General features: G+C 45.1%; 17 protein-coding genes. 9 read left to right on the top strand and 8 right to left on the bottom strand.

Annotated elements, in window-relative coordinates; genetic code table 11:
* Positions 1 to 157 precede the first annotated feature (157 nt).
* Positions 158 to 1,054 carry an AraC family transcriptional regulator gene (locus tag ACX0G9_RS00540; protein WP_459062878.1) on the top strand — a complete coding sequence of 299 codons (897 nt, stop codon included), beginning with the start codon at positions 158 to 160 and terminating at the stop codon, positions 1,052 to 1,054.
* Between the two features lie 15 nt (positions 1,055 to 1,069).
* On the opposite strand, the gene ACX0G9_RS00535 is transcribed toward ACX0G9_RS00540, so the two are convergent.
* Positions 1,070 to 1,891: a phytanoyl-CoA dioxygenase family protein gene (locus ACX0G9_RS00535; protein ID WP_459062877.1), complete on the bottom strand. Its 822-nt coding sequence runs from the start codon at positions 1,889 to 1,891 to the stop codon at positions 1,070 to 1,072.
* A 175-nt stretch (positions 1,892 to 2,066) separates the two neighbouring features.
* Between ACX0G9_RS00535 and ACX0G9_RS00530 the strand changes: the two genes are divergently transcribed.
* Entirely contained in the window at positions 2,067 to 3,215 is a 1,149-nt protein-coding gene (locus ACX0G9_RS00530; RefSeq protein ID WP_459062876.1) for a hypothetical protein, read from the top strand.
* 8 nt (positions 3,216 to 3,223) lie between these two features.
* Here ACX0G9_RS00530 and ACX0G9_RS00525 read toward each other — a convergent pair whose 3' ends face one another.
* Positions 3,224 to 4,252 (bottom strand): MBL fold metallo-hydrolase, encoded by a 1,029-nt coding sequence (locus ACX0G9_RS00525; RefSeq protein ID WP_459062875.1) that lies wholly within the window; start codon positions 4,250 to 4,252, stop codon positions 3,224 to 3,226.
* A gap of 153 nt (positions 4,253 to 4,405) precedes the next feature.
* On the opposite strand from ACX0G9_RS00525, the gene ACX0G9_RS00520 reads away from it, so the two are divergent.
* The 5 genes from ACX0G9_RS00520 (at position 4,406) to ACX0G9_RS00500 (ending at position 7,761) form a co-directional block, all read left to right on the top strand.
* Entirely contained in the window at positions 4,406 to 4,684 is a 279-nt protein-coding gene (locus tag ACX0G9_RS00520; protein ID WP_459062874.1) for a hypothetical protein, read from the top strand.
* Positions 4,681 to 5,070 carry a hypothetical protein gene (locus tag ACX0G9_RS00515; protein WP_459062873.1) on the top strand — a complete coding sequence of 130 codons (390 nt, stop codon included), beginning with the start codon at positions 4,681 to 4,683 and terminating at the stop codon, positions 5,068 to 5,070. The genes ACX0G9_RS00520 and ACX0G9_RS00515 overlap by 4 nt, the downstream gene beginning before the upstream one ends.
* Before the next feature lie 72 nt (positions 5,071 to 5,142).
* Positions 5,143 to 5,328, top strand: a complete 186-nt coding sequence (locus tag ACX0G9_RS00510; protein ID WP_459062872.1) for a hypothetical protein — start codon at positions 5,143 to 5,145, stop codon at positions 5,326 to 5,328.
* A 61-nt stretch (positions 5,329 to 5,389) separates the two neighbouring features.
* Complete coding sequence (locus tag ACX0G9_RS00505) at positions 5,390 to 6,952, top strand: purple acid phosphatase family protein (protein ID WP_459062871.1); 1,563 nt, start codon at positions 5,390 to 5,392, stop codon at positions 6,950 to 6,952.
* A 23-nt stretch (positions 6,953 to 6,975) separates the two neighbouring features.
* A complete protein-coding gene (locus ACX0G9_RS00500; RefSeq protein WP_459062870.1) occupies positions 6,976 to 7,761 on the top strand; it encodes a hypothetical protein in 786 nt (261 codons plus the stop codon).
* 83 nt (positions 7,762 to 7,844) lie between these two features.
* Here the strand turns inward: ACX0G9_RS00500 and ACX0G9_RS00495 are convergent, their stop codons facing one another.
* The 5 genes from ACX0G9_RS00495 to ACX0G9_RS00475 all read right to left on the bottom strand — a co-directional run bounded on the left by ACX0G9_RS00495 (position 7,845) and on the right by ACX0G9_RS00475 (position 16,641).
* Positions 7,845 to 9,185, bottom strand: a complete 1,341-nt coding sequence (locus ACX0G9_RS00495) for a glycosyl hydrolase family 18 protein (RefSeq protein WP_459062869.1) — start codon at positions 9,183 to 9,185, stop codon at positions 7,845 to 7,847.
* Positions 9,186 to 9,210: 25 nt separating this feature from the next.
* A complete protein-coding gene (locus ACX0G9_RS00490; RefSeq protein ID WP_459062868.1) occupies positions 9,211 to 10,194 on the bottom strand; it encodes a glycosyl hydrolase family 18 protein in 984 nt (327 codons plus the stop codon).
* A 61-nt stretch (positions 10,195 to 10,255) separates the two neighbouring features.
* Positions 10,256 to 11,902, bottom strand: coding sequence for a SusD/RagB family nutrient-binding outer membrane lipoprotein (locus ACX0G9_RS00485; RefSeq protein ID WP_459062867.1), 1,647 nt, complete (start codon positions 11,900 to 11,902; stop codon positions 10,256 to 10,258).
* 27 nt (positions 11,903 to 11,929) lie between these two features.
* Complete coding sequence (locus ACX0G9_RS00480; RefSeq protein WP_459062866.1) at positions 11,930 to 15,436, bottom strand: SusC/RagA family TonB-linked outer membrane protein; 3,507 nt, start codon at positions 15,434 to 15,436, stop codon at positions 11,930 to 11,932.
* Positions 15,437 to 15,624: 188 nt separating this feature from the next.
* Positions 15,625 to 16,641, bottom strand: a complete 1,017-nt coding sequence (locus ACX0G9_RS00475; protein WP_459062865.1) for a FecR family protein — start codon at positions 16,639 to 16,641, stop codon at positions 15,625 to 15,627.
* Between the two features lie 242 nt (positions 16,642 to 16,883).
* Here ACX0G9_RS00475 and ACX0G9_RS00470 point away from each other — a divergent pair, with 242 nt between their 5' ends.
* Positions 16,884 to 17,456 carry an RNA polymerase sigma factor gene (locus ACX0G9_RS00470; protein WP_459062864.1) on the top strand — a complete coding sequence of 191 codons (573 nt, stop codon included), beginning with the start codon at positions 16,884 to 16,886 and terminating at the stop codon, positions 17,454 to 17,456.
* Here ACX0G9_RS00470 and ACX0G9_RS00465 read toward each other — a convergent pair.
* On the bottom strand, positions 17,448 to 18,731 hold the full coding sequence (locus tag ACX0G9_RS00465; RefSeq protein WP_459062863.1) for a serine hydrolase domain-containing protein: 1,284 nt from the start codon (positions 18,729 to 18,731) through the stop codon (positions 17,448 to 17,450). The two genes, ACX0G9_RS00470 and ACX0G9_RS00465, sit on opposite strands and share 9 nt — an antisense overlap.
* A 61-nt stretch (positions 18,732 to 18,792) precedes the next feature.
* On the opposite strand from ACX0G9_RS00465, the gene ACX0G9_RS00460 reads away from it, so the two are divergent.
* Positions 18,793 to 20,658 carry a cytochrome-c peroxidase gene (locus tag ACX0G9_RS00460; protein ID WP_459062862.1) on the top strand — a complete coding sequence of 622 codons (1,866 nt, stop codon included), beginning with the start codon at positions 18,793 to 18,795 and terminating at the stop codon, positions 20,656 to 20,658.
* The last annotated feature ends 37 nt before the right edge of the window (positions 20,659 to 20,695 follow it).

Raw genomic sequence — 20,695 nt, 5'->3', positions numbered from 1 at the left:
AGACAGTTATCAGGAATTGTCCAATAGGCATCAATAATTATCCACAATAGCCGTTTACGCAAACGTTTGCATAAAGACTAAGGGTTTCTTCCTTTATGTTTAATTAAAAACATTTAATTAATATTGGTAATATTGAAAAGTTGAAAAAAACTTCCGGATGAAAGTCTTACAATTTACAGTACCGGTGGCTAATGAATTCTCGGTAGTCGTACAAGAGGATCAATTGCCCTTCTTTTATAATTACCTCCACCGCCATAAGGAAGCCCAGATCACGATGATCATTAAAGGCAGCGGGACGCTGATCCTTGGAAATTATACCCAACCTTTCCAGGCAGGAGATATTTATTTCATTGGCGCCAATCAGCCGCATATATTCAAGTCCGATCAGGCCCATTTTGCCAACCAGGGGGAAATCAATACCCATTCCATACACATTTTTTTTGATCATACCAGCGTATTGAATTGCCTGTTCAGTTTACCCGAATTAGGAGTCATAAAAAAATTCCTCGGCAAAACCAAGTTTGGATTACAGGTTCCGGAATCCTATGCCAGGCATATTGAAAATGATATTTTTCAGATCCGTACTACGTTCGGACTTAAACGATTAATGCTCCTTGTGGACCTGTTACAGCGGCTTGCCGGTGATGTCGGGGAATGGAAATCATTGTCAACCGGCTTCCACCACAGCTTCAAAGACTCGGAGGGATTAAGGATGAATGATATTTACCAATATACGATGGAACATTATAATGAGGATATAAGCCTCTCTAAAATCGCCTCCATCGCCTTTATGACCCCACCTTCCTTTTGCAAATATTTCAAAAAACATACCCGGAAGACCTATATCAGTTTTTTAAACGAGATCCGAATCAGTGAAGCCTGTAAAAAAATAATTTCCAGTGATTTTGATTCCCTGGCCACCATCGCCTATGCAACAGGTTTTAAAAGTCCCATTACCTTTAATCGTGTTTTCCGGAAAATAGCCGGCATGGCACCAAGCGATTATTTGAAGAAATTTAAATATAAGTTTGAGGAGACAGATGTCTTATCGTGAAGACAGACCCCTGTTTCAGAGCAGCAGGGGATTAAGATCGGAATCCACAGCCTCCCCTGCCTGTCTGCCCCGCAGCCATGTCTGCCGGTCATTCTCCTGGTATTTATTCTGCGGCTCTGTTATTTTTGCGCCGTCCGCCACATAGATCACTGTCATTACCTCCCTGGTGATTCCGGAATGATTGCCGGGAGCATTATGAATAGTATAGCCGTAATGCCAGGTAGCATCACCGGCCTGCATGGCATCTGCCCTGGAAATAGGCAGATCTTCTTTTTTTATATACCGTTCGAATTCCCCCTCGGACTGATCTGATATCTCATATTCCAATACGGAGCCTTTTTTATGCGAGCCGGATGCAAAGGTCAGCATACCCATTTCGGTATTTATATCCATCAGGGGCATCCAAATCGTAATTGTATTGGTCGTATCCAATGGCCAATAATACTGATCCTGATGCCAGGGAGTCGGTCCGCCTCCTGGTTCCTTGAACAAAGCCTGGTCGTGATAGAGACGTACATTCTCCACCCCTAACAGATCGGCCGCCATTTTTGCCAGGCGCCGGGATAATACAAAAAATTTTACCCTTTCATCCGAACGCCACAAATTCATGATCTGCAGAAAAGCCTTGCCATAAGTATCCCGATCTTCCAATCTTCGTTTTTCCGTATTGCAGGTATGCGCAGCCTCAACCAGGATGTCCCGGTAGGCGGATACCTCTTCGCGGTCAAGAACCTGACTCACCAACAAATGTCCCTGGTCCCTGAATTCCTTTATCTTTTCGGCAGGAATTGTTCTAAAATCGCTTAGATCCGGAAGGTTGTTCAGAATGGCTTTCATCTCTTTACTTTTTTTAAGGACTTATTTCACTTTTATGATCCCTTGTTTAGATTGTTATTATGATTGTATGCTATAATTATAGGGAATTTTATTCAAAATCCCTCAATTCCCTGCTTAAATCGGTAAATTTGAGGATCTTTTACGCTATCTGCATTTGGCCCATAAACCTTTTATCATGACGACAACAAAACAACCTAACTGGATCCTTGCCATCGGAATGCCCTTCCTGGTCTTTGTTATTTGTGCTTTTCTGTCCTTTAGCGCTGTTTTCCAATCTAATCCCTCTCTTTTCTCAACCGCTATAACCCTGGATTTGACCCTGACCGCACCACTGATCTATTTCCTGTTCATCCGGAACACGACGGTTTCAAAAATGACCGTTGCCAGAGCCTTTATGATTGGCGCCCTTTTAGCAGGTTGGTTGCTCTATCATAAAAGCCATCCTTTATTGGACCTGACCAAAAAATGGATTTCTCCGGTCATTGAATTTACGGTGCTGTCTTTTATTGCTTACCGGTTTTATGGGGCGAACCAAACCCTCAAAAAAAACAGGAAAGTAGAAATTAAGCAGGATACCCATTGCCTTCAGCATGGTTTGAACCGTCCGGTAGAAAAGATCGATTTTTTAGTGCATTGCAGGGCGATCCTGCAAACGGTCATCGGAAATGAAAAAATCACCAATATTATATCTTCAGAAATAGCCGTTCTTTATTATTCCCTTATTGGAATAAAGGATACTACCATCGACAATAAGACAGCATTTTCTTCTTACAAAAAAAATGGGGTAACCCTCCTGTTGAGTGTATTCATCAGTCTGTTCCTGATAGAGACGACCGGTACTCATTTTCTTTTTGCCATATGGAACCAAACGATTGCCTGGATTTTTACCGGGCTTAGCCTCTATACCTGTTTGCAATTGTTCGGACATATCCGGGCTATCAAAGCAAGACCAACCCGGCTTACGAATAAAGGTTTAGAGATACGTAACGGATTAGCGGGAGATGCTATACTTGATTTTGCCGATGTTGAACGTATTGAAATGTATACTAAACCCATCACGGAAAAGTCTAAAATAATATCGGATGAACATAAATTCTCAGAAGATGAGCAGGGAGTTTATTTCGTTAAAATGGCTTTGATTAAGAACCTGGAACCGCATAATATCCTGATCTGGTTGAAACGACCGGTATCAGTGACACGTTTGTTTGGCATCCGGAAGACTACAGGTATTATTTTATGCTTCGTTGATCAGCCCCGGGAATTTTTAGAAGCCGTTAAAGAACGGATGGAACGGTTGGAACGGATTACCAATGTAACCCGGTAAGTTACCGATTATAACTCCCACCAGGTTTTACCGGGCAAATCAACACCAAGGATGAACGGTTCTCCTATCATCGGTGTTGCAAGGGGCAGACCGTTTGCAGCGGCGGCCTTGACCACGCGTCGGACCGGTTCATTCCAGGGATGCAGGGCAAGGGTAAATTTGCCCCAGTGCACCGGCAATAGGGCTTTTGCACGCAGGTCCTTGGCCGCGTTGACCGTATCTTCCGGCAGCATATGGATATAAGGCCAATGTTTCCCATATTGCCCGGTTTCCAGAATGGCCAGGTCAAACGGGCCAAACCGGTCACCTATCTCTTTAAAATGTTGCTCATATCCTGAATCCCCACCCAAAAAAATCGAATATCCATAAATCTTCAATACAAATGAGGACCAAAGGCTCTGCCCTCTTTTGAAGGTTCGTCCGGAAAAATGTCTTGCTGGCGTTGCCGTAAGCGTAATCTCCGGAGCAACCGTTTGAGTTTGCCACCAATCGAATTCGCTGATCTTATCCAGGTTTATTCCCCAATATTCAAGATGAGCCCCAACTCCAAGAGAAGTATAGAAATGTTTGGTTTTATCTTTTAACAACAGGATGGTCTTGTAATCCAGGTGATCATAATGATCATGGGTTAGAATGACCATATCTAAATCCGGCAGATCGGCAACGCCGTATACATCCGATCCGGGGAAAGCTTTGGCGAAAAAGGAGAAGGGGGAGGCATTACCGCTGAATACCGGATCCACCAGAATGTTGAATCCTTTAACCTTTATCAGGTAAGAAGAATGCCCAAACCAGACGATGACCGGTGATTCCGGGGCGAGGTTGATCAGATCGGTTCTGACAGAAGGAAGACGAACTGGGGGGACGGTATCTTTTGGTTTACGATTATACTCTCTTAACATCGTAAAAACAGAAACACCCTGGAGGGCTACGGGCGTTGGCGTCTGATTCTGAAATGCACCATTGAGATAATTAGGGGAATGCTGAATCTTTTTAAAACGATTTCCGGAAGGATTTTTACCAAATACGGGGAACATTAATTTTATTTTTAATTTACGATCTATTACTGGTTTATGTCAGGCTGTGATATGCCTTGTAAATTTAACAAGAAGATACCGGAGATACTAATTCTAAATCTTTCTTAATTCATTCTGCTGTTATTTAATAACTGTTTTAATTATTAATGACGTATGTACGACATCAGACCTAATTTAGTAATTGGTTTCCATGGTTGTGAAGCCGAAGTGTGTGAGGCACTTCTTAATAATCCTGATAAGGTGAAAATTAGTAAAGAACCTTATGACTGGTTGGGGCATGTGATTTACTTTTGGGAGAATAATTATGAAAGAGCCTGGCAATGGGCAATGGATAAAAAAAAGCGGGGGACTATAAAGACTCCCGCGGTTATTGGAGCAACATTGGATTTAGGTTATTGCTGCGATTTAATGGATAGTAGTATATCAAAATGATTAAGTCTTATTATGATCCTATGGTTGCCCAATATAAGGCCTCCGAGGTAAAAATACCACGAAACCGAAGTTTGCCAAATGATCGTCATAATGATAAAATTTTAAGGGAATTGGATTGCGCAGCGATTGAATTTATGCATGGAGAAATACTCGAACAGGTTCAAAAAGATTTTACCTATAGAGATTTCACGAAATATAAAGTTTTTGATTCTACCAGAGGTGTATTTATTGAAGGAGGGCCGGTATTTGAAGGCTCTGGAATTTTTGAAAAAACTCATATTCAAATTTGTGTCCGAAATTTAAATTGTATAAAAGGTTTTTTTCGCCTAAGGAAAGAAGTGGATTTTAATAGTTGGATCGACAAGACTAATGCCCAAACAATTTAATTTTACTTTTAGGCTGTTTGTAAGTTTTTTCTGATTCAAAATTCTTTTATCTTTATATTGAAATATTTAGTTATGAGTGAAAAAGATTACCAAAATTTAATGGATTTAGCTGCGGAGTTGCAAAAGAAGACTCCTACTAAAGAAGAAGCCCTGCGTTCTTTCATAAGAGCAGGTATTCTCGATAAAGACGGCAATTTTACAGAGCACTACCCTCACCTTGCAGCTTGGCAGAAGGAAAACAATTTAAACCATGATTAAAAAAGTTTAATCTTTTCCAAAATACAGCAGGAACACGTTAATTTCGTCTCCAAAAACCCCAATGAAACGAACCCTTGTAACCTTGCTGACCATTCTCCTGGCCTTTCCTCTCCTTTCCCTCGCTCAGGAAGCTACTTCTCCAAATGGTAACAGTCTTCTGCTACGGGGCCCTTATCTTCAGACAGGAACACCGCATAGCATGATCATCCGCTGGCGAACATCCATTTTAAACAGGGGAGTCGTTCGTTACGGCCTTTCTCCGCAAAACCTTGACAAAACCGTTTCAGATAATACGCTCGCTACCGAACATATACTTAACCTGGAGGGATTACAACCGGAAACAAAATATTATTATTTGATCGGAACCTTAAAGGATACCCTGCAGGAAGGACCGGACAATTATTTTATGACCCTTCCCCTGACCGGATCGGAAGGGCTTTACCGCATTGCCGCCTTTGGCGATTGCGGCAATAACTCCGTAAACCAGCGTGCTGTAAGGGACCAGGTAATTCATTACCTGGGCAATAATTACATGAACTCCTGGATCCTGTTAGGTGATAACGCCTATGGGACGGGCATCGATGGGGAATATCAATCCGGTTTCTTTAACATTTACAAAGACAACCTGCTAAAAAAATATCCATTATACCCCGCTCCGGGCAATCACGACTATAAGGACAGGGACCTTACCGGCGGAGTCTCCCAGAAAACCCATGAAGTGGCCTATTATCATAATTTCTCCATGCCCACGAAGGGGGAAGCCGGCGGAACACCTTCCCATAATCCTTCTTTTTATTCCTTCGACCTGGGAAATATCCATTTCCTTTCCCTCGATTCCTATGGTATAGAAGAGGACCAATACCGCCTGTATGATACTCTTGGCCCGCAGGTTCAATGGGTCAAAAAAGACCTGGATGCCAATCAGAATAAAGGTTGGATCGTAGCCTACTGGCATCACCCTCCCTATACAGGAGGATCACACAACTCCGATAGTGTAGATGAACTGGAAGCGATTCGGAAAAATTTTATCCGGATACTGGAACGTTATGGCGTCGATCTGGTCCTTTGCGGCCATAGCCATGATTACGAACGGTCCAAATTAATGAAAGGCCATTACGGAATGCAGGCGAGCTTTAATCCAGGCAGCAACCTGGTCAGTAACTCCTCCGGTTTTTACGATGGAAGCGCCAATTCCTGCCCCTATATTAAAGACTCCGCACAGGGTTACCAGGGAACGGTTTATGTCGTGAGCGGTTCTGCCGGGCAGCTGGGAGGCCATCAGATTGGTTATCCTCACAAAGCTCTTCCTTATTCCGACGCCACTCATGGCGGCGCCGCTATGCTGGAAGTACAGGGTAACCGTCTGGACCTGAAATGGATTTGCGCTGACGGAGAGATCAGGGATCGTTTTACGATGATGAAACGGGTCAACCGGAACCAGACGATCAAGATTAAAAAGGGCGAAAGCGTGACGCTGACCGCGTCCTATAATGGAGATTTTATTTGGACCACCGGCAATTCCGGAAAAAGCATAACCGTGACGCCCTCTTCCACCACGACTTATACGGTGAAGGACAAACAAAATTGCCTGAAGGATACTTTTATCATAAAAGTGGTACCTTAAGAAAAAAAGGTATGCACCTACGAATGAAACCATTCTTAATGATCATCGGTTTGATAACAGGGTCCATCCTTTCCCTTCAGGTATCCTGCTATGCACAAAGTAAACAAGATTCCTCAGTCGCACAATCAAAACCTAACGCCCTAAACCCGGTAGCGGTTAGCAAGGAACCAAGACACCACAATGTATTCGAAAATGCCTGGGTACGGGTATTGGATGTTCATATCGGGCCCGGAGACACTTCTTTTTTTCACAAACATGAGACCCCCTCGGTCTTTATCGTTCTGTCCAATGTAAAGACGGGTTCGGAAGTGATCATCGAAGAAAAAAAGACCAATGCTCCCGTGACTTTTGGAAATATATGGTTCGATGGTTTTTATACCCAGCCCCGTATTCACCGGGTCTGGAACGAAGATACCTCGGAGTTCCATGTCATGGATATCGAACTGTTGAACAGAAGGAACAAACTCCCGGTTGAAATCAACCCCGATTCTCCCATAAAAAATACAGCTTTCCAATTATTATTTGACGAATTACCGGTCCGGGGTTACCTGCTTAATCTGCAACCCCGGACCCATTTTTCTTTACAGGAACGAACGGCCCCTGTCCTTGTAGTCCTGCTAACAGATTCCCCGGAGGAAAATCCGCCGCGGGGCGATCCTGGAAAAAATATCCTTGTCAACAATATTCTGGTGAACGGCAAACCATTCAGTAAAAAGGGAGATTATCTTTTTATTCCCGCAAAAAAGAAGATCGAATTTATTAATCGCGGTCTTTCAGCAGGAAAACTGGCATTATTCGAACTAAAATAGGATCCGGGGCTTGGAGCAACCTTCCCTAAGCCCCGGAGTTTTCCCTGCTGATATCAGGTGTAGGTAATAACAGGTATATCCGTTTAATGCAGATTTTTATTGACAGCGCTCAGCAGGGAGGAATCCCCTTTACTATCAAAATCCTCCGCCCAGAAATAAGCCCCTTTAAAACCATTGGCTTTTATGTATTGCGCCTTTTGGGTCACCAACGGCACGCCGTTATAATAAATTCCGGAGGCTGAGCTAACCTGTTCTTTGGAATTGGCAGCAGGATCGATTTTCAGGATATCGCTATAACCGACATAGCTGTAAGAACCCCAGCTCAGGTTATTTCCACTGGCATCCAGGGCATCGTAACGCAATCCGAAGGCAGGCATTCCGATAACCAGTTTGCCAGCCGGCAAATGATTATTCTGCCAGATCCCGGCACAACTGACCATATAGTCATAGCTGGATGCCTGGCCGACCGGAGCACCTGGCCCGACATGGATACCATCTTCAAAAGCATGTACATTGACCCAGGTGGCTGCTGAAAGATCCGGGTATTCCCAATGCAACCAATTGGAGGTGACAGTAACCGTAATTATCGCCGTTGAAGATAAGGCAGCTTTGAGTGCGGCTAAAAAAGGGCCAACGGCATGGATAGCGGTGGCAGCGTTATCCCCATTCACATCTGTCATCATAATATCCACCCCATCTATTCTTTTGGCACTCAGGTAACTTTTGATGGATTGCACGAGGGCCGGCATCATGGTCGGGTCACTGATGACGCCTCCGAAATCGTTGGACCCATATAAGGCCCATCCATCGATCCCCGTCAGTCTGCCGCTGATCCCCAGCAATACGGGAATTCCATTGATATGCGCCCGGGCGACCAATTCATTCGTATGCTGGTTGAGCTCACCCGCAGAAACATCCAGGCTTCCATCCGGTCTTACCTGTCCGGTCTTGTAGGCGACATGCGTCAGTGAAGACCAATCCAGCTTGAAATTCGTGGCATCCGCAGAAAGATAGGCCAGGGATACGGCCGTATAAGGTTTCAAGGTATAGGTGGACGGATTAACCAGTACGTGAGAGGTCCTGCTGGTCTTCTGTTTGTTGTAGTCCACTTCCAGGGTTACCGTATAATCCCCGCCCGAATCAGGTTTAAAATAAAATGCGGTATCCGTCGACATTACCTTATCATTTACCGACCAACTGACTTTAACCTGTCCTGCGGGAGAATACGAGAGACCGGTGAAGCGGGAGGTGTCCCCTTCATTGATGATGGTCGAAGAGTTTAAGAATACATTTTTATTATCAAAAATCCTTGGGAAAAAATTATCCTGTGCTTCCTGTTTGGATATATCGTCTTTTTTGCAGGCTCCCAGTACGACAAGGAAGCTTATTGCCGGTAGTATATAAGGATAGATTGTTCTTTTCATTGAAGTTAGTTTTTTATGTTTCCAGCTATTTATGGGTAATGACATCATTCATATTCTTCAATAAAGAATTGGCGCCTTGTGCATCCTGCAGGATTTCCCAGATCATCAACCCTCCGGCCTCTTTTACTGCGAGGGCAGCCTTGCTCCTGATCGTCGGAATTCCATTATAATACATGGTTTCGCCATCGCCCAAGGTTACCTGGTCTTTGTTCTCTGCGCCCGGATAGCCTGCGATGATATCTCCGAAACTCATGCCAGAGGTCGTTTGGTTGGCGCCAAAACCATATCCGTAAAAGGGAAGGCCCAGGGTAATTTTCTCTTTTGGAATGCCCCTGGTTTTGCCCCAGTAAGTCAGATCACTCACGGCCATATCATAAGGCGAATGCTGGCCGGGCAGGGCAGGGTTCCAGGGCCCAGTTTTATCATAAGACATGATATTGACAAAATCGAAACGGGCCAGTGCCTCATCCGGCAAGGTCGGTCCGTAAACGGTAGCAATAGCAGCTGTGATCAATTTTTTCTTTGCTTTAAGTGCGATGGACAGATCTGCTACGAAAGTGGCGTAATGCTCATTAATACTACTCCCCTCCAAATCGACATCCACTCCATCGATGTCATAACGGCTAACTACCTCCGTCAATGCACTGACAAAGGCGGCCCTTTTATCATCCGTTAAAAACCCGGTAACCCAGGCCGGGATCTCCCCTCCACCAATGGAAAGGAGTACTTTTACCTGATGATCATGCGCCATCTTTACCAGTTGAGGAAGAAGGGGATTATCGGGAAAAGCCCCGGTAGCATCCGGATTTACAAAAGCAAGATTCAAATGGGTAAGTCTGGAAAAATCGACCCTGACCATATCCTGCATTAAGTTGGGCCGGTTGATCAGTAAATAACCCACCGTTTTGAAATTATCATTGGTCCCACTCTGGGCACTGGCCTCATTTTTTTTACAACCCGGTAAGGCCGTTAAGGCAATCAGGAGAAAGATAAATCGCTTTTCGAGCATTCCAATACGTTTTATTTGTTTAATTAAGTTTCCTTCAAACTCCGCAATTATTTCGTCACCCCTACTCTTTATCCCACCATACCCTTCCGTTCCAGTCGTCCTGCCCACCAAGGGCCTGGATGGCGGTAGCGATATTGGCCGAATTTTGCTCGTGTTCCGATAAAGGATATTCGAATCTTCTTGGAATGGAAGTGGTGGTCGATTCAGAGGTAATGGCAGGTACGAATTTGGGGTAACCCGTTCTTCTCCAGTTCGCAAAGGCTTCCGGCCCATTCAGCAATAACGCGATCCACAATTGGGTGTTGATCAGTTCAATTTCTTTACCCGGCTGCAAAGGGTTGCCTTGTATGAATGTACCGATCTCATTATCCGATAATGCCGGTCCTTCCGGGAAATAACTCAATTGTTTACAGGCTGCCGTAATGCCTGCGGCATAATGAGCATCCGCAGTTCCGCCGAATTCTCCCGGCCACCGGATACTGGCCTCCGCCAGCAGAAATTCCGTTTCGGCATAGGTCAGATGAAAAAACGGAGCATTATTCCGGATCAGAAAATTGGCCAGCTGCGCCTTTTGTTCATTATTACTGACGGTATAGGCGGCGGCGCCTGGAATAGAAATGTTAAAGGAATTGGCCCAATCGTCCCAGATATAACTTCCTTTATTCACTCCAAAAACTCCCACCTGCGCTTTAACCTGATCGGTAATATCGATCCGGTTAAAGGGCTGGTAAGATTTATCCTGGTAACAACGGATCAGATAATTCAACCGGGGATCGTTCGTATTTTTGAGCGCATTGACCAGGGTATTATTTGCCCTTGGTAAAACTTCCTGCTGATTCAGGGCTACAGAAACTCCATTCCCTCTTATATCATCATAAGCATTCTGAACGTCCTGGTGACTCAACATACAGATATCATCATTGGATGTAAAAACCCCGTCACTGAAAGCAGCCAGCGCTTCCTTTTTTGCCAGTTCCGGATTCACTTTTACCAGTCGCATCGCCAGTCTCAGGTGAAGGGTGTGAGCAAACTTTTTCCATTCCGCAATATTGCCATTGTAAAAAAGATCATTATCCAGGGGATCTTTCGAGATATCCAGTGCCGTGGCGGCTTCATTCAGTTCTTTAAAAAAATCGGTATAAATAGATTCCTGGCTGTCGTATTTTGGGCGAACCACACCATTCGAAAAGGCAGCGCCTGCTTCCGAATAAGGAATATCCCCATATACATCCGTAAGTCTTCCGAATACGACCACTTTCATGATCCTCGCGATGGCATTCAGGTTAGTCCTGCCTGCATCTCCTTTGGTCCGGTTGACCGCATCGACGATATTCAATACATCATTAGGATAAGTGGTTTCCCAAAAATCATATTGGTATTGTTTGTTTTCGATATACATCTGGCCATAGCGATTTTCCCAGATACCGCCTATCTGCTGCACAAGGGGCATGGTAAGAATGATCCCCAGGCGTTCATTTACCGTAAGTTCCCCGGAGAACCGCACCTGTATAAGGGCCACCTGTTTGGCAGGATCCATATTGGTGGATTTGGTTGGATCGGTATTGATATCGGTGACCTTCTTACAGCTTGCCGACAACAGCATAGCTGTTAAAAAAATAAAAAAGCCGTTTGTGTAATTGAATGGAGATTTGCGACGGTATGTAAAAGGTCGGTTATGTTGTTTGTTCATGTCCTGTAGGTTATGCATGTTCCTTTTTTTTAGGATGGTTAGGAATTAAAACCGGAAATTGAGATTAAAGCCCCAGCTCCTGCGGGAAGGAAGGGAACCATATTCAAATCCCTGACCGTTCCCGTTATTATAATTCGAATCCGGGTCCACGTTCGGTACATCTTTGTGGATGATGAACGGATTACGGCTGACTACGGATATACTTAACTCCTTAAAGGAATGTTTACCGGCCGTATTCAAAGGCACCCGGTAGCTGACCGTTATTTCGCGGACTTTTATATAAGAAGCGTTGTAGATAAAAGGTACTGCAATCCCGTTGCCATCGCTGTAGAAATTTCCCCAATAAACTGCCGGATCCAACGCCTGCGTATTTGCCGCATAAACCGGGTGACCACCGGCATCCGTTCCAGTCTGCACCACACCTTTTGGGACATACCCCTTTACATTTCCCATGGCCTTCCATTCGTCAAAGGTCTTACCTGCCGATTGCCTGTTTTCCTCCGATTGGATCCATTCGGCCCTTCCGGCAAGCGTGGAAGTACTATTTCCTCTGATGGTTGCAAAAAGATTGGTCATTGAAAAAAGCTGGGCTCCTGTCTTAATATCCAGCACCGTTCCCAGGCTGAAATCCTTATAACTGAAGGTACTGACCAATCCGCCGGTCCAGTCGAAAACTCCTTTACCGATGACCTGCCGGGAACTGCCGGGCTGCGGGGCCAGCGTAACCGGATCCAATATAATCTCTCCCTTTGCATCCTTCTGGTAATCGTAGCCCAGGATCGCTCCGTAAGGGGCGCCTGGCATGGCGACCACCGATACTCCCAACCACCTGGCATCCGATAAGGCGAGAAACGGAACGCCGGCCGCCAGTGATTTGACCTTACTGACATTCTTTGCAAAATTGACGCTGATATCCCAGGTAAAGTTCTTCGTGACAACAGGTTTGGCCGTTACTAAAAGTTCGACTCCCTTATTGGAAATGACCCCTGCATTGATGATCTGGTACGGGAACCCGGAAGAAAGCGGTGCCGGCACTTTATTGATCTGGTCCCGGGAATCCTGTGAATAGTATGTTGCCTGCAGGCCTACCCGGTTGTCCAGGAATTTCAAATCCGTACCCACTTCAAAGGAACGGGTCCTGGTCGGTTTCAGATTTTTGTTGGGGACCACGGTGGTGGAGACCCCTCCCACAGCATGTCCGTTAACAGGCAAAGGGTTTAAGTTATAATACAATTCCAATTGATAGGGATCCGTATCATTGCCTACCTCTGCTACCGAAGCCCTTAATTTTCCATAGGTTAATATTTTATGACTAAGTTTCAATGCATCGGAAAAAATAAAGCTGCCGGACAAGGACGTATAGGTGTAACTGTTATTATTTACCGGCAGGGTGGAGGATACGTCATTTCTGATCGTAGCATCCAGATAGAAATAACTTTTATAAGCCATGCTGAACAGACCATACAAAGAATTGGTGCTTTTCCGGACATTATTTTCTACCAGCGTTTTATCGGAAAAACTATTGGGGCTTACCACATCGGTTACTACCATATTCGTAAACCCCATCGTGTTACCAAAATTATTCACCCGGGAGAGACTTCCTCCCATACGTGCAGACAGGTAAAAAGCGGGAGATACCTGTTTTTGAAGACTGACGATAAGGTCTGCTTCGGTAGTGGAAAATTTCTGGTCTATTTCATCCAGCCTTCCCGATAAGGTTCCCGGCGTTGTCCGGGGAGCGAACTTTTTATAATTGAGATAGGTGAAATCCGTAGATGCGCGGCCTTGTATTCCCAACCAATTTCTTACGGCATAGTTCGCCTGTAAACCACCGATAAAACGATCCTTTTTGGTGGTATTATTCATCTCGTTGATCACCCAGTAAGGATCCAGCCGGTACTGTCCACCACCCCAGTCCACATAACTACCCCGGACATCCTTGTAGCCGGTCTTGAACAGGGCCTGGTCTACATTATTCGCTAACCCGATAAAGTTATTGCCGATATTAGCCGGATCGTCTGCCAGGGCTGGCCGGTTATTAACCTGTTCATTCAGATAAAAGGCGCGGGCTTCGAGCGTAATCTTATTGCCGAATTTTGAATTCCCGTTTAAGGTGAAAGAGGTCCGGTGCATATTGCTCTTGGGAACGATATCATTATTGCGCATATCTGAAACAGAGAAACGAAAGGAGGAACGTTCACCAGAATTAGTGAAAGCAAGGGTGTTGGTCGCAGTAGAACCAGTCCTGAAAAAGTTTTCTATATTATTCTTAACCAGGGCAAAGGGGCGCTGAACGCCATCGAAACTCATTACCATCAATTTGGGATCCAGTCTCGGACCGAAATTGCTGAATAAGGTAGCCTTTGCCTGGGCCGGATCATTAACCAGTTTTTCATTATTGCCCTGACCGTACAAATATTGGTAACCATTAAAATGGGTCAACTGTTTTTCGATAGAGACGGTGCTGTTGAATTCAATACCCAGGTCTTTTTTGGTGCTTCCTTTTTTGGTAATAATTAAGATTACGCCGTTGGCCGCGCGGCTGCCATACAAGGCCGAAGCCGAAGGTCCTTTTAATACGCTTATTTTATCGATGTCATCCGGATTGATCCCCGAAATGGCATCTCCGAAATCCACACCCCCGGAATACTTATCGCTGCCAACCTGGCCATAATTCGAATTATCGATCGGTACCCCATCCACCACATATAAAGGTTGATTATTTCCCGTGATAGTCGTGTTTCCCCTGATGATCACCCGGGAAGATCCTGCAGGCCCACCGGCGGTGCTGGTGATCACCAAACCAGGAACCTTACCCGCAAGAGAATTAATCACATTGGTCTCCCTGGCTTTTTTTAATTCTTTCCCATCCACTTCGGAATAGGCATAGCCAAGTGCCCTTTCTTCCCGCTTGATCCCCAGCGCCGTTACGACCACTTTATTCAATTCCGTTATCCGTTGTTTTAAGGTAATGACCTGATCGGATTTGCTCTCCGCCGCGATCAGGGAAAAAAACTCATACCCGACCATTTGGAAATAAACGATATCATCCGCTCCTGCCGGAATGGAAAAAGTACCGTCCTTACCGGAAAGGGCATTTTTTTGCCGGGTATTATTAGTGATCACGACACCTTGCAGCGGCTCGTTTTCGCCGTCCATTACCCTGCCCCGGAACAGGAAGGTGCCCTCACTCCGGACAGAAGAGACTCCTTCTTTTAAGGCCTGTATCATTATTGTTTCTCCGACGATCTTATACTGGGCCTTTATTTGTTTGGCCAGTACGGCGATCATTTCATTCAAACGGAGATGATTGATTTTTAAAGAAAACTTACGGCTTACATCCACATCCCTGGGATTATAGGAAAAATGGACTTTTCCGGAGGACTCGATGTCTTCAAATATCCTGGAAAGCTGGCTTCCTTTCCAGGTAAAGGAATAAAAGCGCTCCGTGTTCTGAGTATAACCCAGTAAACTTATCCCGCAAAAGGACAGGCAAATGAACAGATGCGACACACGAATGGTACGATAGAAGAGATGATCTTTCCCTTTCATGAAACAGCAGTTTGGAGTTAAGAATATGTTTTGGTCTGGTCTTTATCCGGGCAGCGCCCGGTAGTATACGATCTTTTCAAAAACAAGCGCGTAGCGTCCGGCCTGCTCTATTATATAGAAAATCTTTAAATGATTATTAATTAAAAGGAGATTACGTCAGTGTCAGTACAATTAACAGAACGTATCGCTTAAAATACCAGCAGTACGGAGTCTTTCGTTATTTTATAGGTGAAATTATTGGTGAAGCCAATGGCATCCAGGATTTCCTTCAGATTCTTCCCGTTAAATTCACCAGTGAACGATACCGGATTAGCTGGCAGACGATTGGTCCCTATTTCCACGCCAAACATCGAATACAGCTTATCCCTGATCTGATCCAGGCTGGCTTCTTTAAAAACAAGTTGTTGGTCTTTCCAGTTTTGCAGCGCTGCCGCTTCAAATTTTGACCGGGTAAACAAATTATCCGGACTCACAAAGATCTCATCGCCCGGTAGTAAAACTTCCTTTACCGCTTTTCCTTCATCGCTGATGGATTCGACACTCACCTTACCGGCATCCAGCATGACGGAACAATGTTTATCGGACCTGTAATTCCTGATTTTAAAGGAAGTGCCCAGTACAGTAGTGGCTGAATTCCCGGCAATGACGATGAAGGGTCGTTCCGGGTCGTCTTTGACCTTAAAAAAAGCCTCGCCTTCCAAATATATCCTGCGGTTTCTCGTATTATAATCCGGTGCGATCCTTAGCTGACTGAACGCATTTAAGGTTACCGTACTTCCATCAGGCAGACCGACTATCTTTCTCCCGTCGAACCCGGAACTCGTAAGCAGGGCAAATTGACCGGTAGCATAAAGGCCTGGTTTTACAGCCATATCTCTTTTCCACCATAAAAACAGGGCGCCTACCAGCAAAATAACTGCGGCCGCGGCCGACAGCCAGGCCCGCTGCATCCGGTAAACTGGTCTTCTACGGGCAGAAACACTATGATTTATTCTTTCCCAATCATTTTTTTTGGCCTTATCAGAGGGTCTTACTGATAATAATAAGCACAATTCCCTGGCTTTATCGATCCGGATAGCCAATCCCGGGTCCTGTTGCCGGATATTTTCCCAATAAACCATCACTAAAGGGTCCGTTCCATAACAATACCGTACAAAACTGTCATCCGTTAAAAAATCCTCCGTCGTCCAGGCTGTGTAATTCATCTTTTCGCGATTAGTATCAAAAACTGGGTGGAACCCAGTTTGTGAGTTCAGCCTCAGGCTGAACCTCACAAATATTGTGCGGATGCGGGAAAAGAATTACATTAAAAAGCATTCTTTTCCCGCACTCCATTACTAGTGTAAAGAAAGCTGGTTTTTTACCAATGATTTATTATCTTTTTTGTAAAATTATTTTTTTACTTTAGCAATCAAGCAACTACGCCCATTCTTTCATAGAACCCAGTATGAACGATCAACCTAAAGATTTATTGAAGAATTGGCAGTTATTGGCGGATGGCGATAAGGAGGGTTTGTATAATTGTTTTCATCAATTCTATGATGATCTATACCGTTTTGGGATATCCAGGTACCGGAACAGGGAACTGGCCAGGGAAGGCATTCATGATCTTTTTATCGAACTTTGGCGCATACATGCAAAATTATCGCATGTGAGGAATATGCAGGAATACGTATTAAGCATTTATAAGCGTATCCTGTATAAATCCTATAAGAAATTGCAAAAAGGGAATCTTACCGAAACCAGCTTCCCGGAAGAATTATCCCAGGAATCCTATGAAACTATCCTCATCCAGAACCAGGAGGAAAATTCCATCAAAGAAAAACTATACAAGGTATTGAATCAATTATCACCCCGGCAAAAGGAAATTATTCAATTGCGCTATTACGAGCAGGTCAGCATCAAAGACATTGCCGAAAAAACTTCCCTGACGGAACGCACCGTGTATAATACGCTTTATGCCGCCTTACAGGTGTTCCGCGAAACGATGATCGTAATTCTTTTCTGCTCTTTATTTTAGACTCTGGTATACCAATTGTTCGAACTTTTTTCCATAATCCCCATGGCTGTTCGGAGTTTGCTGGGTCATGATCAGACAGACCAATCTGGCCTTGGGATCTGCCCAGTAGGTAGTTCCGAAAAAGCCCCCCCAGGAGAAAGACCCTGCATTCTGGGATTCGAGGGCGGCCGAACGTTCGCTGGTGATCTGGAAACCCAGTCCGAAATTATCCTTTCCATTGTACAGGAAATCCAACTGGCCGCTGATCATTAGTTGCACCGTGCGGGGTGCCAGTACCTGAACGCCGTTATATCTGCCGCCATTCAGCAGCATCTGCAAAAAGACGGCGTAATCGAAGGCGGTGGAGGTTATTCCTGCTCCCCCGGAAAAATAATGTTTGGGCAATAATGGGTAGTCCGGATCTATTCCACCCCTTGTACCCTTAGTCCATCTGACAATATGGTGGAGGGAGTCTTCCGTATATACCGCAGTCAATCGCCCTGATTTGGCAGAAGGAACATTAAAATAAGTATCCTTCATTCCCAGGGGTCGGAATATTTTTTTGGTGAGATAATCTTCCAGGTTAGTGCCACTGATAATTTCTACGAGGCTGCCAAGGACATCCACGCTCAAACTATAGGTCCACTTTTCTCCGGGCTGATGGATTAAGGGAAGTTTGGCCAGGGTCTGCATCCGTTCCTTCAGATCGGCGTCTATCACTCCAAGACCGGATGGAATTCCTGCCTTGGCATAAATAGCCTTCATCTTATCGCTTCCTATCCCGGCATAGTCAATTCCTGATGTATGCGTAAGCAGGTCACGAAAGGTTATTCCCCGTTTGGCAGGAATAGTGGTATAGGTAGAATCCTTTGCATGGAAGGTGTCCAGGACAGCCGTATGGGCAAATTCAGGAATAAAATCGGAGATAGGTTCATCCAGGTAAAATTTCCCTTCCTCATAGAGTGTCATGATCCCTACGCTGACAAGGGCCTTGGTTTGCGAAGCTATCCGGAAAAGATCATCCTTACGCATTGGCTTTTTATTCTCCAGGTCCGAAAAGCCATACCCTTTATATTGGATAAGCTGGTTATCTTTTACCACGATGGTCACCACCCCATTCAGCCATCCTTTTTCCAGGTAGCTGTTTATCAGGGTATCGATCCTTGCCAACCGGCTATAGTCGACATTCCGGTTTGGGGCTTCATTCAGGGTAATCGTTTGGGAGGATCCCGTTAACGAAAAGGATAACGAGAAAAGGATCATTCCTGCTATGGTGGGAAAAAGGGATTGCTTCATAAAGCAATTTTAAGAAAGATATTCCATTATAGATAGTCCATTATTTCCTAATTTTCCGTCCATGCGTTTCGCGATCCTCCTTATTCCCTTTTTGGGCTTCTTTCTCGTACCCACCCCTAAATTGCCGGCGACGGATTCCGGGGGAGTCGGTCATGCCATGGACTATTTCAAGACGGAAGCTCCCTTATTTGCCGCCAGTTGTACGGCACTGCGCTCCTCCCTACAGACCCTGGATCCCGGAAATCTGCGTTCGGTGCCCGAAGCCAGGAAACGCCTGGCCGATTGCAGGTCGCATTATAAAAAAATAGAAGCCTTCCTGGAGTATTTTTTCCGCAACTCTGCCCGGATTTATAATTCGCCCCCTAAATTCGAACCGGAAGAACCTTTTATGGAATACCAGGAGCCGGTAGGTCTTCAGGTGATCGAATCCTTTTTATACGAAAAGAAGCCCTGTACGTTTAAAAAAGAATTATTGCAGCAGGCTGATGCCGTCGCCAGTTCGGCAGCCGATCTGACCTCGCTTTTATATGATTTCCAGGCTGATGACAAACAAGTACTGGAAAGCCTGCGGGTAGAGCTTGTCAGGGTCATGACCCTTGGTATAACCGGCTATGACGCCCCTCTGCTAAAAACCGGGATAAAGGAATCCGGTGAAGCGCTCCTTTCGGTACAAGTACAGTTGAAACCTTATTTTACCGAAGAAGCCATCGCAGGCCCCAAAAGCTCAAAGGATCTGCAATCTTCCCTTGACCTTACAATCGGATACCTCCGGGAAAACCCCGGATTCGATTCCTTTGACCGTCTGATTTTTTTAAAAGAATATGCCTCCCCCCTTCAAACTCTCCTGGGTGCATTCATCCGGGAAAAAGGTCTTGAATGGAATACAAGCGGGGCACTGAATTATAGGGCCGCCAATCTCTTCAGTCCTGATGCCCTTTTGCCGGGTAAATTCCCGGTTGGGGCAAGTGCGGATCAACAGAAAGCAGGGGATCAACAGGAGTTAATTAAATTGGGCAGGGTGCTTTTTTTGGATAAAGGCTTATCCGGAAATGGACAAAGAAGTTGTGCAACCTGTCATGAACCCGGGAAAATGTTTACCGACCGCCTTCCGGTAAGTATAGCCATCGATGGTCACAGCCGTCTGGACAGGAATGCCCCTGGCCTTTTATATAGCGGTTTTCAATATAAACAGTTCTGGGACGGGAGGGCAAAGACCCTGGAAGACCAGATCGTTACCGTTCTGCAAAATCCCAGGGAAATGAGATCGGATAAAAAGATCCTGAATGACCGGATCAAAGTAGGCCAAGAATATGATAGCCTGATCAGAAAAGCCTTCCCCGGTGGTTCGAAGGAAGGTCTGGAGCTGGTAGCTACTGCGATCGGGGCTTATGTCCGCAGTCTTCACCCTATGAATTCGGCATTTGATCGTTATATGCAGGGGGAGGAAAATGCCCTTAATGCCCGGGAAAAAAAAGGAGCCAATCTATTCATGGGGAAGGCCCAATGCGCTACCTGTCATTTTCTTCCGCTGTTCAACGGACTTATCCCTCCCGATTACAAACTGACAGAATTCGAATCTTTGGGTACTACCCGGTCGGATGATTTTGCCCATCCCCTGCTCAGTAAGGACCCCGGAAGGTTCTCCCAATATCCTTTACCCTTTTTGAAAGGAACCTTCAAAACACCTACAGTCCGCAACGTGGCCTTAACTTATCCATATATGCATAATGGCGCATTCCGCAGTCTGGAAAAAGTAATGGATTTTTATAATAAAGGCGGAGGAGCCGGACTGGGTTTAAAAGTGCCGGAACAGACCTTACCGTCCACTCCCCTCCGGTTAAGTCAGGAAGAAATAAAAGACATTATTCGTTTTTTACATGCTTTGACAGATTCCCTGGAACCAGGTCCACTATTTTCCAAACAGTAACCATTCCTTAATACTAAGAATATTACATTTACAACCA

This window comes from Flavitalea flava (assembly GCF_054461575.1).
This window is presented reverse-complemented; position numbering and strand designations above follow the sequence as displayed.

What these genes read in the sequence shown, in the direction of transcription:
- ACX0G9_RS00540 (WP_459062878.1), top strand. Translation starts at nt 158, where the DNA reads ATGAAAGTCTTACAATTTACAGTACCGGTGGCTAATGAATTCTCGGTA.
- ACX0G9_RS00535 (WP_459062877.1), bottom strand. Translation starts at nt 1,891, where the DNA reads ATGAAAGCCATTCTGAACAACCTTCCGGATCTAAGCGATTTTAGAACA.
- ACX0G9_RS00530 (WP_459062876.1), top strand. Translation starts at nt 2,067, where the DNA reads ATGACGACAACAAAACAACCTAACTGGATCCTTGCCATCGGAATGCCC.
- ACX0G9_RS00525 (WP_459062875.1), bottom strand. Translation starts at nt 4,252, where the DNA reads ATGTTCCCCGTATTTGGTAAAAATCCTTCCGGAAATCGTTTTAAAAAG.
- ACX0G9_RS00520 (WP_459062874.1), top strand. Translation starts at nt 4,406, where the DNA reads ATGTACGACATCAGACCTAATTTAGTAATTGGTTTCCATGGTTGTGAA.
- ACX0G9_RS00515 (WP_459062873.1), top strand. Translation starts at nt 4,681, where the DNA reads ATGATTAAGTCTTATTATGATCCTATGGTTGCCCAATATAAGGCCTCC.
- ACX0G9_RS00510 (WP_459062872.1), top strand. Translation starts at nt 5,143, where the DNA reads ATGAGTGAAAAAGATTACCAAAATTTAATGGATTTAGCTGCGGAGTTG.
- ACX0G9_RS00505 (WP_459062871.1), top strand. Translation starts at nt 5,390, where the DNA reads ATGAAACGAACCCTTGTAACCTTGCTGACCATTCTCCTGGCCTTTCCT.
- ACX0G9_RS00500 (WP_459062870.1), top strand. Translation starts at nt 6,976, where the DNA reads ATGAAACCATTCTTAATGATCATCGGTTTGATAACAGGGTCCATCCTT.
- ACX0G9_RS00495 (WP_459062869.1), bottom strand. Translation starts at nt 9,185, where the DNA reads ATGAAAAGAACAATCTATCCTTATATACTACCGGCAATAAGCTTCCTT.
- ACX0G9_RS00490 (WP_459062868.1), bottom strand. Translation starts at nt 10,194, where the DNA reads ATGCTCGAAAAGCGATTTATCTTTCTCCTGATTGCCTTAACGGCCTTA.
- ACX0G9_RS00485 (WP_459062867.1), bottom strand. Translation starts at nt 11,902, where the DNA reads ATGCATAACCTACAGGACATGAACAAACAACATAACCGACCTTTTACA.
- ACX0G9_RS00480 (WP_459062866.1), bottom strand. Translation starts at nt 15,436, where the DNA reads ATGAAAGGGAAAGATCATCTCTTCTATCGTACCATTCGTGTGTCGCAT.
- ACX0G9_RS00475 (WP_459062865.1), bottom strand. Translation starts at nt 16,641, where the DNA reads ATGAATTACACAGCCTGGACGACGGAGGATTTTTTAACGGATGACAGT.
- ACX0G9_RS00470 (WP_459062864.1), top strand. Translation starts at nt 16,884, where the DNA reads ATGAACGATCAACCTAAAGATTTATTGAAGAATTGGCAGTTATTGGCG.
- ACX0G9_RS00465 (WP_459062863.1), bottom strand. Translation starts at nt 18,731, where the DNA reads ATGAAGCAATCCCTTTTTCCCACCATAGCAGGAATGATCCTTTTCTCG.
- ACX0G9_RS00460 (WP_459062862.1), top strand. Translation starts at nt 18,793, where the DNA reads ATGCGTTTCGCGATCCTCCTTATTCCCTTTTTGGGCTTCTTTCTCGTA.